Here is a 14,427-nt window from a genome sequence, read left to right on the forward strand (position 1 = left end):
TCCCGTCCGTCTCTGACATATGATAGGGACGACTCGTACAAAAGGAGGGCTTCTTATTCTAGCCATTATCATTGGATTGATCATCGGGATTCTCGTTCCGGTTCAAACGAGTGTTAACACACGGCTGCGTGGAATCGTCGGTTCACCATTCCTTGCGTCCTTGCTGTCCTTCAGCATAGGGACGGTTTTTTTGATCGTACTGACACTCTTTGTCGAACGCAATTTCAGTCTGAATCCGGGCGTTTGGTCGGAACCCGGCTGGATTTGGATCGGCGGCGTGCTCGGTGTCATCTTTTTAACCGGAAACATTCTGCTCTTCCCGCGAATCGGCGGTGTCCAGACGGTGATCATGCCGATTTTTGGACAGGTGCTGATGGGACTGCTGATTGACAACTTCGGTTGGTTTTCTACAAATTCCACACCGCTTTCGTCCACAAGACTAATCGGTGCGGGATTTGTTTTACTTGGTGTCGTTGGAACGGTTGCGCTCGGCGATTGGCTCGCGAAACGCCGGCATCCGGAGCAGGCAAAGCCGGTCGATTCGACGATTTACGGTTGGCGAATTCTCGGTGTCGTCATGGGGATGATGAGTGCCGCCCAAGCCGCGATCAACGGCCATCTCGGAGTTGTGCTCGAGTCCGCTATTAAAGCAGCGTTGATTTCCTTTATCGTCGGCACGGTGACGTTGTTGCTCGTGAACGTGATCGTCCGGACGAAGTGGCAGTTCAACCGGTCGCTCCCGACTCCATGGTGGATTTGGATCGGCGGGTTGATCGGCGCCTTGTTTATCGCCGGGAATGCAGTTATCGTCCCGCTCGTTGGAACGGGCGTTGCCGTCGTCATCGTCACGATCGGTCTGTTGACCGGCAGTCTGTTGATTGACCGCTTCGGATGGTTTGGCGCAGCGAAAACGCCGGTCACCGGTGTTCAATTATTTAGCCTTGGTTTGATGATTGTCGGGATCATTTTGATTCGCTTGTAAAGAAATGTCTCCTTTTTGGATCTAATCAATCCGAAAAAGAGACATTTTTAGTTTTAAACACTCCATTCTTTCCATACTATGATTCATCATCTCCTATAAATTGTATAATGAAAGTGGAAGGAGCGAAGAACATGAAAAATAAACAAGAACGTACCCAGTTCATCCAAGAAGCGAAACGACATCTGGTGAAGCAACGGATGATGAGCGCATTATTATACGGAACAAGTATTGTCCTGATTGTCGCCAACCGCGGTGCCTACTGGCCGTTCGCCGTTCTCGTAATTGCGCTGGTACTGATTGCCCGGTTACATTCCAAAGAAGTCAACCGGGATATGGCGCTGACGCCTTATCCGGCAATGAAGCGGATCATCCAAATCCAGTACGTAATTGATTACTGTTTCATCGTCTTGGTCGGTCTTTTTCTGCCGGTCGTATTAAATCTGAGCTTGCCGTTCTTCACGAGCATCGGTGTGTATCTGTTGCTCGCCATCATGCTCTTGATGGCGGATACGATCCTTGAACGCCGTGGAAAAGTACTCGATCCCGAGCATCCGACAAAAAAAGAGTTGCGGACCTATCCGAAGACGTGGAAAAAGTTGAAGACTTAAATGGGGGCCAATCGATGCAAGAAACCAATGACATTTACCATGTCTTAAGTGAAAATGAAATACTGCACGAACAGTTAACTTTCGTCGACCGGCTCGGACTGCCGGATGCCTGGATTTGCACCGGTTACATCCGGTCGTTGATTTGGGGGCTGACTTTGACTGAGGAACAGGATATCGATGTCGTCTATTACGACGCGACCGATACATCGGAAGCGACGGAAAAACAGTATGAAGCGTTATTGAAATCTTGGCAACCGTTGCCGTGGTCCGTTAAAAATCAGGCGCGGATGCATCTGAAAAACGAGTTACCACCGTATCAATCGACCTGTGTCGCGATTGCGCATTTTCCGGAGACGGTGACGGCGATTGCGGCAAAGTTAACGGACGGACAATTTCAGTTGTACCTGGCATATGGCGCATCCGATTTACAGACCCGGACGATTCGTCCGACCCCGCTGTTCTCAAAAGGGTTACCGCATCATACCATCTTTCAAAAACGCGTAGCCGACAAGGGATGGGACAAGCGGCATGATTTACAGATAGTCAATCAGTTCTGAATAATTCATGATCGGCTGTAAAAGGAGGGTACAGATGAACTTTCAAAAGATGTTGCTTGTCAGTCTCGGAGCCTTGATTGTCTTTTACCTATTCCGGGAACCAGCACCGCCACCTGACTACAAAAAGAAGTTTAACGAATCCATCGATACCGTGATTAAACTGGAAAACGAAGAACTCGTACGACGGAACCACGATCCGATCGTCCGAAAAGAAACGGGAATTGAAGTCAGTGATGACGGGGACTGGATTGAATTGTCCTATGATGCACCTGTGCAGGGAGGTAAGAAGTCACTGCAAGAAAGTGTCTATCAAAAGCAGGGTGACCAGTACGTAAGGAAAGAATTGAAAAAGGTGTCGGATGAACTCGACAAGGCAAAAACGACGTATATCGAGAACTTGGGAATCAAATGACAAAATTTTTTATTGTAACGGAAAAACGCTTATGCCCTGAATATACGAGGCATAAGCGTTTGTTTGATTATTCTTTGATCGTCCACGTATCCCGTAGTTCGATGATCGTTCCTTCCGGTGCCTTCAGTTTACTGAGATGACCGTCGACGACGAAGTAAATATTACCGCCATGTTTCGGCAAAAACGGCATGCCGAGTTGTTCGAGCCGTGCGACTTCCGCCTGTAAATCATCGACATACAATGCGAAGTGGACGGGACCGGCCGCATGTTTCGTATAGGACTTCAATGTCTCGTCGACTTTGTTTGTCTGGAGTTCGATATAGAAGTCACCCAGCTTTAACCAACTGTTGAAGGCACGTGTATGGAAATTGGGTGATTCCTGGATCAGCTCGAAGCCGAGTTGTTCGTAAAAGGTTTTTGACGCGATGTAATCAGTCGTCTGGATACAGAGATGATGGATTTGTTTCAATGAAATAACGTCCTTTCCAGTCAGTCACAAAATAGATTATGTTCAGCGATTCCGGTTTAAATTTTAGCATAAACAAACGTCCGCTTCCTATGAGGAAACGGACGTTTTTCATGATTCCAGTTCAAACTTCTCTGTCTGATCAGTCAAGTAAGCCGATGTTTCATTCAACGTCTCAACCAGGACATGTAATCCGGTAATCGTTGCAATCATCTGTTCCGATGCTGCGGCGACTTCTTCATTACCGGCCGTATGTTCTTCGGCAACGGCGGCAATTTCTGTCAACGCACTGCGAATCCGGGCTTCCGTCCGGGCGACATCAAGCATTTGTCTGCGCATATCGGACGCCGACGCAGCGACAGTTCCAACTTGTCCCGCGATTTGCGAAAACGAGCTGTCCGTCGCTTGGATTTCCTGCTGCCCGAGTCGTGTCTCTTGGAGGGTCTCAACAAACCGGACTTCCATTTGTGTTGAATTCCCGGTGATATTTTGGACGATGGCAGCGATTTGATCGACACTGCTTGCGACATGGGTCGACAGTTTCTTGACTTCGGTCGCGACGACAGCAAATCCTTTTCCCTGTTCGCCGGCACGGGCGGCTTCGATGGCGGCGTTCAATGCCAGTAAATTCGTTTGCGCCGCGATGTCACGGATGATCGTCACGAGCGCCTGGATATCGTTCGATTGTTGTTTCAATTGTCGGACCTGCTCCGTGGCTTCGGCGACGTGCGTATGAATCGTGTTCATCCGGACAACGGATTGTTTCATCTGCGTTTGTCCTTCTTGCGACACGCTTCGCATCGTTTCGACCGTCTGTTCGATGTCTTGACTGTCGTCAGCCGTCTTTTGGACAAGCGCGGAGAAGCCGGTCATCTCGTCCGTCAAGGCGAGTGTCGTATGTGTCTGACTTTCGGTCCCCATCGCAATTTCCGACATCGTTTCGGCAATCTGCGTTGAACCGTCGAGCACTTCCGTCGTGCCGGCGTCGATGGCTTGACTGGTTTCTGTCACGAGCACCGTCGTCCGTTTGATGTCGACGATCATCAACCGAAGCGTTTCATTCATTTGCTGAATCGAGCGGGCGAGTGCGTAGATTTCATCTTTTGCCGGAATCGTCAAACGGTGCATCGTCTGATGGGCCAGCTCGAGTTTTCCATCGGCAATCATCTTCGCGACGGACTGCAGGGTCTCAAGCGGTTTCAGTTTCCGGCCGAGTATGTAATAGAGAAGCCCCAGCGTCACAGCGAGTAAACCGATCAACAGACCGATAAAAAGCGGCAACGTTTGTTTGAGCATCGCCGTCGTCAAGTTTTCGACGTCTTTCGCTGCGATGTCAGTTCCTAGAATACCGATGATGTTTCCGGTCGGACTTTTTAACGGAACATAGACGCTGATATATTTTCCGAACTTTGGATCATCGATGACATCGGTTGAGTGGGTCTCTCCGCGTAAGACGTCCTTCATGTCGGAGGCAACAGCACCGGTTGCCGGATCATTAATGTTTGCGGCCTCTGCAACCGGCAGACCGTCAATCAATAGTTTGACCTGATTTTGGTCCACTTTTGCCGTGTAGGCATACAACAATCCGTTTTGCTTGCGGAGTTGATCCAGTGATTCGCGTAATTCATCATAGATCGCGTCATTCGTAGGATTTTTTAAAAATTCTTGATAAGCAGCGGAATCGACGGAGGCTGAAATCCGGAGCGCATCCTGTTCCGCTGTTTTCTTGAGTGTCGATAGTGCAGTTTGTTTAGTTGTCAGGTAAAGTGAGAAGCTGCTGAAAACAAAGAACAGGATGAGAATCAAGCTGATGATGAGTAGTAAACGTGTTCTGATGGAATGAGTCCGTGTTGTGTCCATATAATCCTCCTGGTGATGTTTTGCGTGTTGCTTATCTATTTTATCGGCTGAAATTTTAAAAAGTTATAGCGAGCGTAGTAAATAAAGTACGAGGTGAACAAAAAAACGTGCGGGATATCCTGTTACTTAAAAAAGTTTACAGTTAAATAGTTTAGTGTTAAATTATTTAACGTGGTAAGTAAAAATGCTGGTTGGACAGAATACCGACCAAAAGGATGTGGGGACAATGGAACAAGATCAACTTTTTAAGATGATTCATACGGTGGAAGCTGTGACAAATGAAGCCATTATTGATTGGAACGCTCGTTTTCCGCACAAAATCGGCATCTCACCGATTTTGACATTAGGGGAGTTAAAACGAAAAGGACCTCAAAATCAAATGAAGTTAGCGGAAACACTTGGTTTTACGGGAGGGGCGATGACGAATATCGCCAAAAAACTGATCCAGCTTGAACTGGTCGAGCGGGTCTACAACGAACAGGACCGGCGGCAAGTCTTGCTTCAGATTACGCAGCAGGGCGAGCAAATCTTAAGTGAAGCTCAGGCGATCGGAAAACAACAGTATCTTGAACTGTATGACGTGTTGGATGAAGAAGAGATTCGGCTTTATTTGGCAATCAACGAAAAACTGTTGACCCATATCCGGGCAAAGCGTGAGAACGGAGTGAAACGATGAATCGAGTAGCGGGAAAAGTGGCATTGGTGACAGGAGGTGCGTCAGGTATCGGCTTATCGGCAGCAACATTGCTTGCGGAAGAAGGTGCTGCGGTCGTCATCGCAGATTACAACATCAAGGGTGCAAAAGACGTGGCGGCCGGTTTACGGAGACAAGGAAAATTGGCTCAGGCGGTCTTCCTGGATGCATCGGAAGCCGATTCGATCCAGAATGCCGTTACATTTACCGTCGAAGCCTATGGAAAACTCAACATCCTGTTTAACAACGTTGGTCTGACGAATCTTCAAAAAGATCTCGATGTCGTCGCGATGGACCTCGCGGAATGGGACCGCCTGATGAACGTTAACGTCAAAAGTGTCTTGCTCGGTGCCCGTTATGCGATTCCCTATATGAAACAGGCTGGTGGCGGCTCGATCATCAATACGGCTTCGATGTCGGCTTTTGCGGGCGACAGTATCCGCTCCGCGTACGGAACATCGAAAGCTGCCGTCGTTCAATTGACGAAGTATATCGCGACGCAGTACGGCAAGGATTTGATCCGCTGTAATGCGATTGCTCCCGGTTTAATTTTGACACCAGCAGCAAAAGACAACATGAGTCCCAGTCTGCTCGCGACCTTCGAAAAATACAATGCTCTTCCGTATCACGGTGAGGCCGATGATATCGGACATGCCGTCGTTTATCTTGCGTCAGACGAATCCAAGTTCATGACCGGGCAGACCCTACAAATTGAAGGCGGACATTATATCGGCAATCCGACCAGTCCCGATTTTTTAGCAATGCAACCTTAACATCAAGAAACGGAGTGGATGAAAATGAATCGATTAGCAGAAAAAATCGTGTTAGTGACCGGTGCCGGAAGCGGCATGGGAGAAGCAACGGCAATGATGACGGCGCGTGAAGGTGCCGTCGTCGTCGCGACCGACATCAATGAGGAGGCCGTCCGTGCGGTCGTCAAACAGATTCTGCTTGAAGGCGGTCAAGCGTATGCGTTACGCCACGACGTCTCTTCCCGTGAAAGTTGGCAAGGCGTCATGGACATGATTGAGCGGGAGTTTAATCGACTGGATGTTCTGGTCAACAATGCCGGCATTGCGTTGAGTACCCCGTTTTTAGAGCAGAACGAAACCGATTGGTCCCGAATTTTTAACATCAATGTCAACAGTGTTCTGCTCGGGATGCAACAGGCGATTCAGTTGATGCAGGAGACCGGGGGTTCAATCGTCAACATCGCCTCGATTTCTGCCATCAGCGGAATGGCAGGAGCCGGTGGTTATACGGCATCAAAAGGCGCCATCGATGCGGTGACACGGGCGGCGGCTGTCGATTACGGCAAGTACAACATCCGGGTCAATGCCGTTTACCCGGGTTACATCGAGACGAAGATGAGTGCCCCGTCGATGGCCGCGTATAAAGACTATTTTGAACAGGTAATTCCGCTTGGTCATGTCGGACAAGCCGAAGAAGTCGCGCACGCTGTTCTTTTCCTCGCAACAGATGAAGCGAGCCATATTTCGGGAATCGGTCTTCCGGTAGATGGTGGCGTCACAGCCAGATAACTGAAATGAAATGAAAGACGCTGTCCATCCGACAGTGTCTTTTTTATGGAACAACAGGTCAATTGGTAATGAAAATCCGTTTTCAAAGAATTTTTTTACAAAAAAAGCGGTACAATGGAAGGTGAAAATGACAAACGAAATGAGTGGATATTCATGCTTCAATCATGGAAAAAACGAATGCTGTACGGATCGGCGGGCCTGGTCGTTCTTGTCAGTGCAGGTGCTTTATATCTCGGATTGCGTCCGGAGGAACCAAAAGCCGTTTCCTATCCGGTCATTTCGAAGGATCTCACGACGATGACGTTTACACCGAAAGATGGTCAGGTCATCCTGCTGTATGGAAGCGATATTAACCGTTATAAAGAAACACAGGATGATCCGCAAGAACCGGGATTGATGACGACACTATCGAAAACGGGTAAAGAGCTGAAGACAGAAGCAATTGCTGACCCGGATTTCTATCTGATGATGCTGTCGCAAAAAGGAACCGACCCGCGCCACATCTATGCGCATCACCCGGATGGCATCGAAGCCGATCACTTTTTTACGTATGATTTAAAACGGGACACGTTTACAAAACATGAGGTGCCGAATACAGCGATCACATCCGTTGCCCATTACGGGAAAGATGTCTGGCTGGAATCGAATGCCTCGAAGCCAAAGGAAAAAATTCAGTTGATCAACGTCCGGACAGACAAACGGTATCCGATTGAAGACCGGCTGATGCCGGTCTTTGATTCACCGATTCTTGAACTGGATCAGACGATTGCTTATGCCAACAACGGTACCGAGGATGATAAAGAAGGGGCGGCCGGAATGGTCCTGCTCGACCAGACGACCGGAAAATCACGCGTCATTCGAAAAGCGGACGAACCGTATGCCTATACGGCGTTATACGGTGCGAAAGAGACCGCATATTTTGCAACGACCGACGGCGTGATGATCCGGCTGAAGACGGACGGAACGATGCAGCAAAAGTCATTTTCAGTATTGGATGATGTCAACTACTGGGCGACGGAACCGATGCGGATGATCAACAAACAGACCGGTTATCAAATCATCGGCACCGGTGAAAACGATACGGATCAACGGCTCGTTAAGTGGACGTTCGGACAAGCGTTCCGGGTTGAACCGGTCCGACCTGATTTTTGGAAGGAGGGAAACTATTACCGTTACCTCTACCGGAATCCATATAAGAAGACGTCATATTTCACGGAAAGTAAAACGTCATTTTCCGGAAAAGGCCGATTGATTATCACGGATGACAACTTAAAAACGTTACGGACGATACCGGTCGAAGGAGCAAATGGTGTGGACTTTGTGATGGATTAACAGCAAAGGGAGGAAATAAAATGGCTTTTGAAGAGGTGTATTTGACGGCAATTCAAGCACGGTTCCGGGCCGTCCGCGAACCGGCAGAGCAGGCACTCGGCTGGCTGAATGAGGAACAGTTCCATCAGATACTGGCACCGGATACGAACAGCGTCGCGTTGTTGATTCAGCATATGACGAACAATATGACCTCTCGTTGGACCGACTTTTTGACGACAGACGGGGAAAAGCCGGATCGTAACCGGGATGCCGAGTTTGTCGACCAGGGTCATGACAAAGGGACCTTGCTGACACTGTGGAACGACGGCTGGCAACTCGTCGAATCAACGCTTGCCTCCTTGACACCAAACGATCTGGAACGGACCGTTTTGATTCGCGGTGAACCGCATCTCGTCGTCGACGCGATTGAACGGCAGCTCGCGCATTATGCCTATCACACCGGACAGCTGATTTTTTTGATGAAAATCCTGCTTGGACCGGACTTCAAACCATTGACGATCCCCTTGCCGCATCAGCGGCACTGAACAAAACAGACCTGCCTCTTTTTACGAAGAGACAGGTCTGTTTTCATAGTGTACGTGCACTTGGGGTACCGAAGGATTTAGTCGATAATGAAATCGTAAAAGCATGCTCGCCCTTTTTAAGTTTGATGCCTTCAGGAGAATTGATACCAGCTAATGATCTTCCGACCATGGACTCATTAATGGTCGACTTTTCTAACATCAACAGGTCATATTCAGATGCGTGGAATGATTGGTTCTGAAACTCGACACCCGTCATCAAGGATTTTTTCAAATCATTTGATTCTTCGGACCACTCATTCATCGTATCCTCCAGCTCATATCTGTAGGACCGGTAGCCTTTTGTGCGATCAGACTGTTGACTGAGTTTCAGTGATTTTCCGTCATATTGACCGGGTTTGATGGTCTCGGAAAACTAGATTTTCTGCTTGCCCGACGCAAAATACTCGATTCCGGTCAGGTAAAGGGGTTGATCCGTTTGACCGGTCATGAGATAGGTCGCGCTATTTACAAAGGCATCTGCCGGTTTTTTGGACTCAACTAATTTAAGTGTCAACGGCAGTTCCGTTGGTTTGATGACTTTTTTCGGACCGGTTTCTTCCGTACTGCAACCGGCAAGTAAAAGTGCCGATAGTGAACAGACAAGCAGTTGTTTCAACATCCACGTCACGCCCCTCATATGTAAGTACATTCAGTGTAAGGGGAATGGATGATATTTACAATCGGATTAGGTTTCATAGGAAGGAAGGGTTATATGAAAAAACGTTTTATTCTCTTGCTGTCGCTCGGACTGTTTGGCTGTTCGACGACTTGGAATCAAGAACCGGCGGAGTCGACAGCAGCTAAACACATTCTGTATGTCGCTCCGACCGGCAAGGATACGAATTCCGGTTCGCTTAAGCAACCGCTGAAAACGCTGAAACGAGCCAGTCAGCTCGCGAAAGCCGGGACAACGGTCTATCTGCGTAAAGGAACATATCCGGAAGCGTTAACCGTCAAGTACAGCGGGACGAAACACGCACCGGTCGTCTTCCGGAACTATCAAAAGGAGAAAGTGGTGTTAAGTGGTAAGACGCTGAAGCAGAAAGACGGGGACACGGCACTCGTCCGGATCGAAAATCGACAGTACGTGACGATTCAAGGACTGGTGGTCGCCGACATCGCGACGACACGAACCAATGAGACACCGATCGGAATTTTTGTTACCGGCACCGGGCGGAACATTCAACTGATTGGCAACCAGGTCCGGCGAATTCAAACCAATGCGAAAGACGGCAACGCCCACGGGATTGCAATCTATGGAACCGGTCGTTTGAAGCAGATCACTGTCCGGGGTAACCGGATCGAAGATAACCGGCTCGGGGCCAGCGAAGCCTTGGTGCTGAATGGTAACATCAACGGTTTTTCCGTCACGGACAACACTGTTCGACGGAACGATAACATCGGCATCGACTTAATTGGCTATGAAGGGGTCGCAACGAATCCGGCCGAGGATTATGCACGGAGCGGGACGATTGCCGGGAATCACGTTTCCGACAGTTCAAGTTACGGAAATCCGGTCTATGGCAAGGAGTACAATGCAGCCGGCATTTACGTCGACGGCGGCAAACAGCTGACGATTGAAAACAATACCGTCGAGCGGAATGATATCGGGATTGAAGTAACAAGTGAACATGCAAAGCAGTATGCGGAAGACGTCACGGTCCGCGGCAATCTGATCCAACAAAACCGGTTTACCGGTATTTCGATTGGCGGCTATGACAAGAAGCGCGGCGGAACGAAGCAGGTCCGGATTACGGACAATCAAGTCACTGGCAATGATACGAAAGGTCTCGAAGGCGGACAACTGCTGGTCCAACACGATGTCCGCGATAACCGGATCGACCACAATACGTTTACGACGGGACGAGACAATCTGTTTGTCGCCCACTGCTTTAAGACGAGCTCCGGGAATCAATTCGAACAGAATACCTATCGTTTGGCGAAAGGAACAGCAAAGCGTTGGATTTGGCAGGATCAAGAATACCGTACTCAAACCGCTTTTGAGCGGGCAGTCATACGATGAATGAAAAACAGACGTCATTCTTCTCCTTGAGGGAAGGTGACGTCTGTTTGTTTACCGGACTCGTATTTTTTTAAGCGTTGTAGCCGACGAACAGTGTGAAAAGCATCAAACAGGCTGAACCGATGATACAGGTCAGGCAGATGACAGTCGTAAAAATACGCAACGGCAACGGCAAGCTGACCTGTTTTTTCCAAACAACATACACGACGACGGCACTCGCCATCATCAGTAAAGCCAAAATCGAGAACGGTAACGCCCGTTCCTGAATCAAATAAAAAATATCCAATGTCTCACGTCCTTTCTGTCAGATTCCGAATCAAAGGGGCTGTCCCCTGCAAAATTGAACTCCATTACGCTATACTAATTATTGTAACATATGGATGGATCACCCAAAATGAAATTAAAGAAAGAAGGGGAGACGATTGGCACAATCACTACGCAGATCAGCAACAGACCGCTCGATCCAGGGGGTATGCGGCGGACTCGCGGAACACTTCGGTATTTCGTCATTGGCCGTCCGTCTGATTTTCCTTGTCATTCCGCTTCCGATTAATTTAATCATTTACATGATTCTCGCTAACGCGATGGCGGATGCACCAAGAACGTTGTAAAACAAATGAACAAAAGGGGGCATGACGATGACGAACGGAAAGATTGCACTTCGTGTGTTAGGCATTTTGATTGGTGCGATCGTCGGTTTACTGATTGTTTACGAAGCGAAGGGGACCTTTGATGTCAGTGTCCTACTCGGATTCGTGGCCGGTGCTCTGATTTTTGCCCTGATCAACATCATTTGGTTACGCGTCAAAAGATCTTAAACAGCAGGGGGAAATAGGCATGACTTACTTAATTTGTACGACGTGCGGGGTCCAGATGGATGAGAACGTAACACAGGACGACATCTGTCCGATTTGTACGGACGAGCGGCAATATGTGAATCCAAACGGTCAATCGTGGACGACACTTCCGGATATGATTTCGTCCGATACATATCAGACGACCGTGACGGAGGAACAACCGGGACTTTCGAGTCTCGTCACGACACCGAAGTTCGGGATCGGGCAGACGGCTTATCTCGTCGCGGGAACCAAACGGATTCTTTGGGACTGCATCACCTATCTCGATCAGGCGGTCATCGATACAGTGGGTCAACTCGACGCGATGGCCTTGTCGCATCCGCACTATTACGCGACCCAGGTCGAGTGGGCGGAAACGTTTGAAATTCCACTGTACATTCATGAAGCAGATCAATAGTGGGTGACGCGACCAAGTGAACAGATTGTCTTTTGGTCCGATGACCGTTTGGAGTTAGCTGACGATGTAGTGTTACACCGGATCGGCGGTCACTTTGACGGGGCGACCGTGCTCGAATGGACGACGGGGGACGAAGGACGCGGGATTTTACTGACGGGGGATATCGTCCGTGTCGTTGCCGACCGGGCATGGGTCAGCTTCATGTACAGTTATCCGAACCTGATTCCGTTACCGGCGGCAACCGTCGCTGAGATGGCGTCTGCCCTAACAGACGTCCGCTTTAATCAAATCTACGATGCGTTCCATAAAATCGTCGTGACGGATGCCAAAGCCGCCGTCGCCCGTTCTGCCAGCCGCTACATCGAGGCGCTGAACGGACACGTTAAGGAACGTGAACGGCAATGATTCTTGGTCTGTACGAAGCACATCTGCCCATCCGCGACTTACAGCAGTCCATCGCGTTTTATACGGGACTTGGTTTGAAGGTCGATCACATCGTGGATCAGAAAATCGCCTTTCTCTGGATTGTTGAAGAGCAAAGTTGGCTTGGTCTCTGGCAAGCGGACCAAGTCGAACTGCCGTATCATCCGTCGATCCGGCATATCGCCTTTCACGTCTCGCTCGACGGCTTACGAGATTCGGTCCGTTGGCTGACGGAACGTGGTTATACGCCACGCAAGGCATTTGGTTTTGAAGGGACGGAACCGTTCGTCATGCCGATTGCCCAGCATGCTCATGCGAAGATCCATTTTAACGATCCGGACGGCAATAGTCTCGAGTTCATCACGAAGCTCGACAATCCGCTCGGGGCGCAGGAGTATATGTACTTAAGTGAATGGGAGACTCTTTTAAATGACCGTGGTTTCACTCTGAAATAAGCAAGTCCTCCTCGATTCTTCGTGAATCGGAGAGGGCTTTTTTGTGTATTGGATCTTCAAGAATCACTTCCAGCAGAAAGATGTTGTTGATTGGTATTAAGTTGTAAAGAAGGGAGAAGATATTCCCAAAAAAGACCTGTTTTGAGCGATGGGTCAATGTTTTGAGACGTATGAGCAGAATGATGTGCACGTCAATCATGGCTTGTTATGATAACAGCACACTAAAAAATGTTTCGATAAAAAATATCTTTCTACTCATTTTCTAAAAATCAAAGTACTATTCGACCCGAAGGAGATTAACCACGTGACGACACCGCTATCTAACAATCAAACACTTGCCTCTACAGATGTCCTTGAAGCCTTAAACACGAATGTTGCGATGATCCGTTTTGATACGCAACGCCGGGTCGTTGATGTCAACGACTTGTTTGCCAAGACCATGAAGTACAAACGCGACGAGATGATCGGTATGCACCACCATCTGTTTTGCCGAGCGGACTTTGTGAACAGTGAGGCATATCAAAAATTATGGAACAAACTACTGGCCGGTTTCAGCTCGGCTGATAAAATCGAACGGATTGACGCCCGCGGCGACTCGATATGGCTTGAAGCAACTTATATGCCGATTTATGAAGCAAACCAAGTCGTCGGCGTCGTCAAGATAGCTTCTGATGTCACGGACCGGCAAGAAACCATCCAAGAGTATGCGACGTCCTTTGCCGGCATCGCAACGGATCTTGATGACCGTTCCATGCAAGGTAAACAGGAGAGCCGTCAACTGAAACAAACGATCGAGAAGATGGCGGACGATGCCAAAGAAAATTTACGGACACTCGCGAATCTGCAGGAACAGTCTTCCGAGATCACAAAGATTACCGGGACGATCAAAGAGATTGCGGCGCAGACGAACTTACTGTCGTTGAACGCCTCGATTGAAGCAGCACGCGCCGGTGAGCATGGAAGCGGCTTTAACGTCGTTGCGACGGAAGTCCGTAATCTCTCGAAGCTTGTTGAACTGGCTGTCGTCAACGTCCGAAATACGACGGAACAGATGAACAAGGAGCTGGAGCGGATTCAACAGGGCATCACGCGGGCAAACGCTGATGCCTCGTCGAGTGTTTCCGTCATGGAAGAGACGTTGCAACGGTTTGAGACCGTCAGTGAGTCGGCCCATGAACTGAATGAAACGGCAAAGAAATTCACGACAGTCATTTAAATGGGAAGTCACGACCTAAGTTCCGACATGACTTGAGACTG

At 48.9% G+C, this 14,427-nt stretch carries 19 protein-coding genes and 1 pseudogene; 15 read left to right on the forward strand and 5 right to left on the reverse strand.

The window, feature by feature from the left end:
* Positions 1-19: 19 nt before the first annotated feature.
* The 4 genes from HNY42_RS09310 (at position 20) to HNY42_RS09325 (ending at position 2,559) form a co-directional block, all read left to right on the forward strand.
* Positions 20-982 carry a DMT family transporter gene (locus HNY42_RS09310; protein WP_188004332.1) on the forward strand — a complete coding sequence of 321 codons (963 nt, stop codon included), beginning with the start codon at positions 20-22 and terminating at the stop codon, positions 980-982.
* A 131-nt stretch (positions 983-1,113) separates the two neighbouring features.
* On the forward strand, positions 1,114-1,590 hold the full coding sequence (locus HNY42_RS09315; protein WP_188004333.1) for a hypothetical protein: 477 nt from the start codon (positions 1,114-1,116) through the stop codon (positions 1,588-1,590).
* Positions 1,591-1,604: 14 nt separating this feature from the next.
* Complete coding sequence (locus tag HNY42_RS09320; RefSeq protein ID WP_188004334.1) at positions 1,605-2,147, forward strand: nucleotidyltransferase family protein; 543 nt, start codon at positions 1,605-1,607, stop codon at positions 2,145-2,147.
* A gap of 34 nt (positions 2,148-2,181) precedes the next feature.
* On the forward strand, positions 2,182-2,559 hold the full coding sequence (locus HNY42_RS09325; protein ID WP_188004335.1) for a hypothetical protein: 378 nt from the start codon (positions 2,182-2,184) through the stop codon (positions 2,557-2,559).
* A gap of 67 nt (positions 2,560-2,626) precedes the next feature.
* On the opposite strand, the gene HNY42_RS09330 is transcribed toward HNY42_RS09325, so the two are convergent.
* Positions 2,627-3,028, reverse strand: a complete 402-nt coding sequence (locus HNY42_RS09330) for a VOC family protein (RefSeq protein WP_188004336.1) — start codon at positions 3,026-3,028, stop codon at positions 2,627-2,629.
* Positions 3,029-3,136: 108 nt separating this feature from the next.
* Positions 3,137-4,885 carry a methyl-accepting chemotaxis protein gene (locus HNY42_RS09335; protein WP_188004337.1) on the reverse strand — a complete coding sequence of 583 codons (1,749 nt, stop codon included), beginning with the start codon at positions 4,883-4,885 and terminating at the stop codon, positions 3,137-3,139.
* Positions 4,886-5,111: 226 nt separating this feature from the next.
* On the opposite strand from HNY42_RS09335, the gene HNY42_RS09340 reads away from it, so the two are divergent.
* From HNY42_RS09340 to HNY42_RS09360, 5 genes are all read left to right on the forward strand, one after another.
* On the forward strand, positions 5,112-5,561 hold the full coding sequence (locus tag HNY42_RS09340) for a MarR family winged helix-turn-helix transcriptional regulator (protein ID WP_188004338.1): 450 nt from the start codon (positions 5,112-5,114) through the stop codon (positions 5,559-5,561).
* Positions 5,558-6,352 (forward strand): SDR family NAD(P)-dependent oxidoreductase, encoded by a 795-nt coding sequence (locus HNY42_RS09345; RefSeq protein WP_188004339.1) that lies wholly within the window; start codon positions 5,558-5,560, stop codon positions 6,350-6,352. Before HNY42_RS09340 ends, HNY42_RS09345 begins: the two co-directional genes overlap by 4 nt.
* 24 nt (positions 6,353-6,376) lie before the next feature.
* Entirely contained in the window at positions 6,377-7,120 is a 744-nt protein-coding gene (locus HNY42_RS09350) for an SDR family NAD(P)-dependent oxidoreductase (protein WP_188004340.1), read from the forward strand.
* 153 nt (positions 7,121-7,273) lie between these two features.
* Positions 7,274-8,452 carry a hypothetical protein gene (locus HNY42_RS09355; RefSeq protein WP_188004341.1) on the forward strand — a complete coding sequence of 393 codons (1,179 nt, stop codon included), beginning with the start codon at positions 7,274-7,276 and terminating at the stop codon, positions 8,450-8,452.
* A 20-nt stretch (positions 8,453-8,472) separates the two neighbouring features.
* Positions 8,473-8,976: a DUF1572 family protein gene (locus HNY42_RS09360; RefSeq protein ID WP_188004342.1), complete on the forward strand. Its 504-nt coding sequence runs from the start codon at positions 8,473-8,475 to the stop codon at positions 8,974-8,976.
* A 43-nt stretch (positions 8,977-9,019) separates the two neighbouring features.
* On the opposite strand, the gene HNY42_RS16260 is transcribed toward HNY42_RS09360, so the two are convergent.
* Both HNY42_RS16260 and HNY42_RS16265 read right to left on the reverse strand, forming a co-directional pair.
* Complete coding sequence (locus HNY42_RS16260; RefSeq protein ID WP_255508297.1) at positions 9,020-9,277, reverse strand: hypothetical protein; 258 nt, start codon at positions 9,275-9,277, stop codon at positions 9,020-9,022.
* 111 nt (positions 9,278-9,388) lie between these two features.
* The gene (locus tag HNY42_RS16265; RefSeq protein ID WP_255508298.1) at positions 9,389-9,634 is read right to left on the reverse strand and encodes a hypothetical protein; all 246 of its coding nucleotides are present in this window, start codon (positions 9,632-9,634) and stop codon (positions 9,389-9,391) included.
* 93 nt (positions 9,635-9,727) lie between these two features.
* Between HNY42_RS16265 and HNY42_RS09370 the strand changes: the two genes are divergently transcribed.
* Positions 9,728-11,038, forward strand: a complete 1,311-nt coding sequence (locus HNY42_RS09370) for a right-handed parallel beta-helix repeat-containing protein (RefSeq protein ID WP_188004343.1) — start codon at positions 9,728-9,730, stop codon at positions 11,036-11,038.
* Between the two features lie 70 nt (positions 11,039-11,108).
* Here HNY42_RS09370 and HNY42_RS09375 read toward each other — a convergent pair whose 3' ends face one another.
* On the reverse strand, positions 11,109-11,324 hold the full coding sequence (locus HNY42_RS09375; RefSeq protein ID WP_188004344.1) for a hypothetical protein: 216 nt from the start codon (positions 11,322-11,324) through the stop codon (positions 11,109-11,111).
* A 136-nt stretch (positions 11,325-11,460) separates the two neighbouring features.
* Here HNY42_RS09375 and HNY42_RS09380 point away from each other — a divergent pair, with 136 nt between their 5' ends.
* From HNY42_RS09380 to HNY42_RS09400, 5 genes and pseudogenes are all read left to right on the forward strand, one after another.
* Positions 11,461-11,649: a PspC domain-containing protein gene (locus HNY42_RS09380; protein ID WP_188004345.1), complete on the forward strand. Its 189-nt coding sequence runs from the start codon at positions 11,461-11,463 to the stop codon at positions 11,647-11,649.
* 27 nt (positions 11,650-11,676) lie between these two features.
* Positions 11,677-11,856, forward strand: a complete 180-nt coding sequence (locus tag HNY42_RS09385) for a hypothetical protein (RefSeq protein WP_188004346.1) — start codon at positions 11,677-11,679, stop codon at positions 11,854-11,856.
* Between the two features lie 19 nt (positions 11,857-11,875).
* A pseudogene (locus HNY42_RS09390) lies at positions 11,876-12,697 on the forward strand (hypothetical protein).
* The gene (locus HNY42_RS09395; protein ID WP_188004347.1) at positions 12,694-13,170 is read left to right on the forward strand and encodes a VOC family protein; all 477 of its coding nucleotides are present in this window, start codon (positions 12,694-12,696) and stop codon (positions 13,168-13,170) included. Before HNY42_RS09390 ends, HNY42_RS09395 begins: the two are co-directional and overlap by 4 nt.
* Positions 13,171-13,474: 304 nt before the next feature.
* Positions 13,475-14,386 (forward strand): methyl-accepting chemotaxis protein, encoded by a 912-nt coding sequence (locus HNY42_RS09400; RefSeq protein ID WP_188004348.1) that lies wholly within the window; start codon positions 13,475-13,477, stop codon positions 14,384-14,386.
* Positions 14,387-14,427 lie beyond the last annotated feature (41 nt).

This window comes from Exiguobacterium sp. Helios, assembly GCF_014524545.1.
Taxonomy (GTDB): domain Bacteria; phylum Bacillota; class Bacilli; order Exiguobacteriales; family Exiguobacteriaceae; genus Exiguobacterium_A.

Coding starts and splice junctions, on each gene's coding strand:
- HNY42_RS16265 (WP_255508298.1), bottom strand. CDS start 9,634: ATGTTGAAACAACTGCTTGTCTGTTCACTATCGGCACTTTTACTTGCC.
- HNY42_RS09355 (WP_188004341.1), top strand. CDS start 7,274: ATGCTTCAATCATGGAAAAAACGAATGCTGTACGGATCGGCGGGCCTG.
- HNY42_RS09345 (WP_188004339.1), top strand. CDS start 5,558: ATGAATCGAGTAGCGGGAAAAGTGGCATTGGTGACAGGAGGTGCGTCA.
- HNY42_RS09335 (WP_188004337.1), bottom strand. CDS start 4,885: ATGGACACAACACGGACTCATTCCATCAGAACACGTTTACTACTCATC.
- HNY42_RS09360 (WP_188004342.1), top strand. CDS start 8,473: ATGGCTTTTGAAGAGGTGTATTTGACGGCAATTCAAGCACGGTTCCGG.
- HNY42_RS16260 (WP_255508297.1), bottom strand. CDS start 9,277: ATGAATGAGTGGTCCGAAGAATCAAATGATTTGAAAAAATCCTTGATG.
- HNY42_RS09350 (WP_188004340.1), top strand. CDS start 6,377: ATGAATCGATTAGCAGAAAAAATCGTGTTAGTGACCGGTGCCGGAAGC.
- HNY42_RS09340 (WP_188004338.1), top strand. CDS start 5,112: ATGGAACAAGATCAACTTTTTAAGATGATTCATACGGTGGAAGCTGTG.
- HNY42_RS09315 (WP_188004333.1), top strand. CDS start 1,114: ATGAAAAATAAACAAGAACGTACCCAGTTCATCCAAGAAGCGAAACGA.
- HNY42_RS09395 (WP_188004347.1), top strand. CDS start 12,694: ATGATTCTTGGTCTGTACGAAGCACATCTGCCCATCCGCGACTTACAG.
- HNY42_RS09325 (WP_188004335.1), top strand. CDS start 2,182: ATGAACTTTCAAAAGATGTTGCTTGTCAGTCTCGGAGCCTTGATTGTC.
- HNY42_RS09310 (WP_188004332.1), top strand. CDS start 20: ATGATAGGGACGACTCGTACAAAAGGAGGGCTTCTTATTCTAGCCATT.
- HNY42_RS09320 (WP_188004334.1), top strand. CDS start 1,605: ATGCAAGAAACCAATGACATTTACCATGTCTTAAGTGAAAATGAAATA.
- HNY42_RS09385 (WP_188004346.1), top strand. CDS start 11,677: ATGACGAACGGAAAGATTGCACTTCGTGTGTTAGGCATTTTGATTGGT.
- HNY42_RS09370 (WP_188004343.1), top strand. CDS start 9,728: ATGAAAAAACGTTTTATTCTCTTGCTGTCGCTCGGACTGTTTGGCTGT.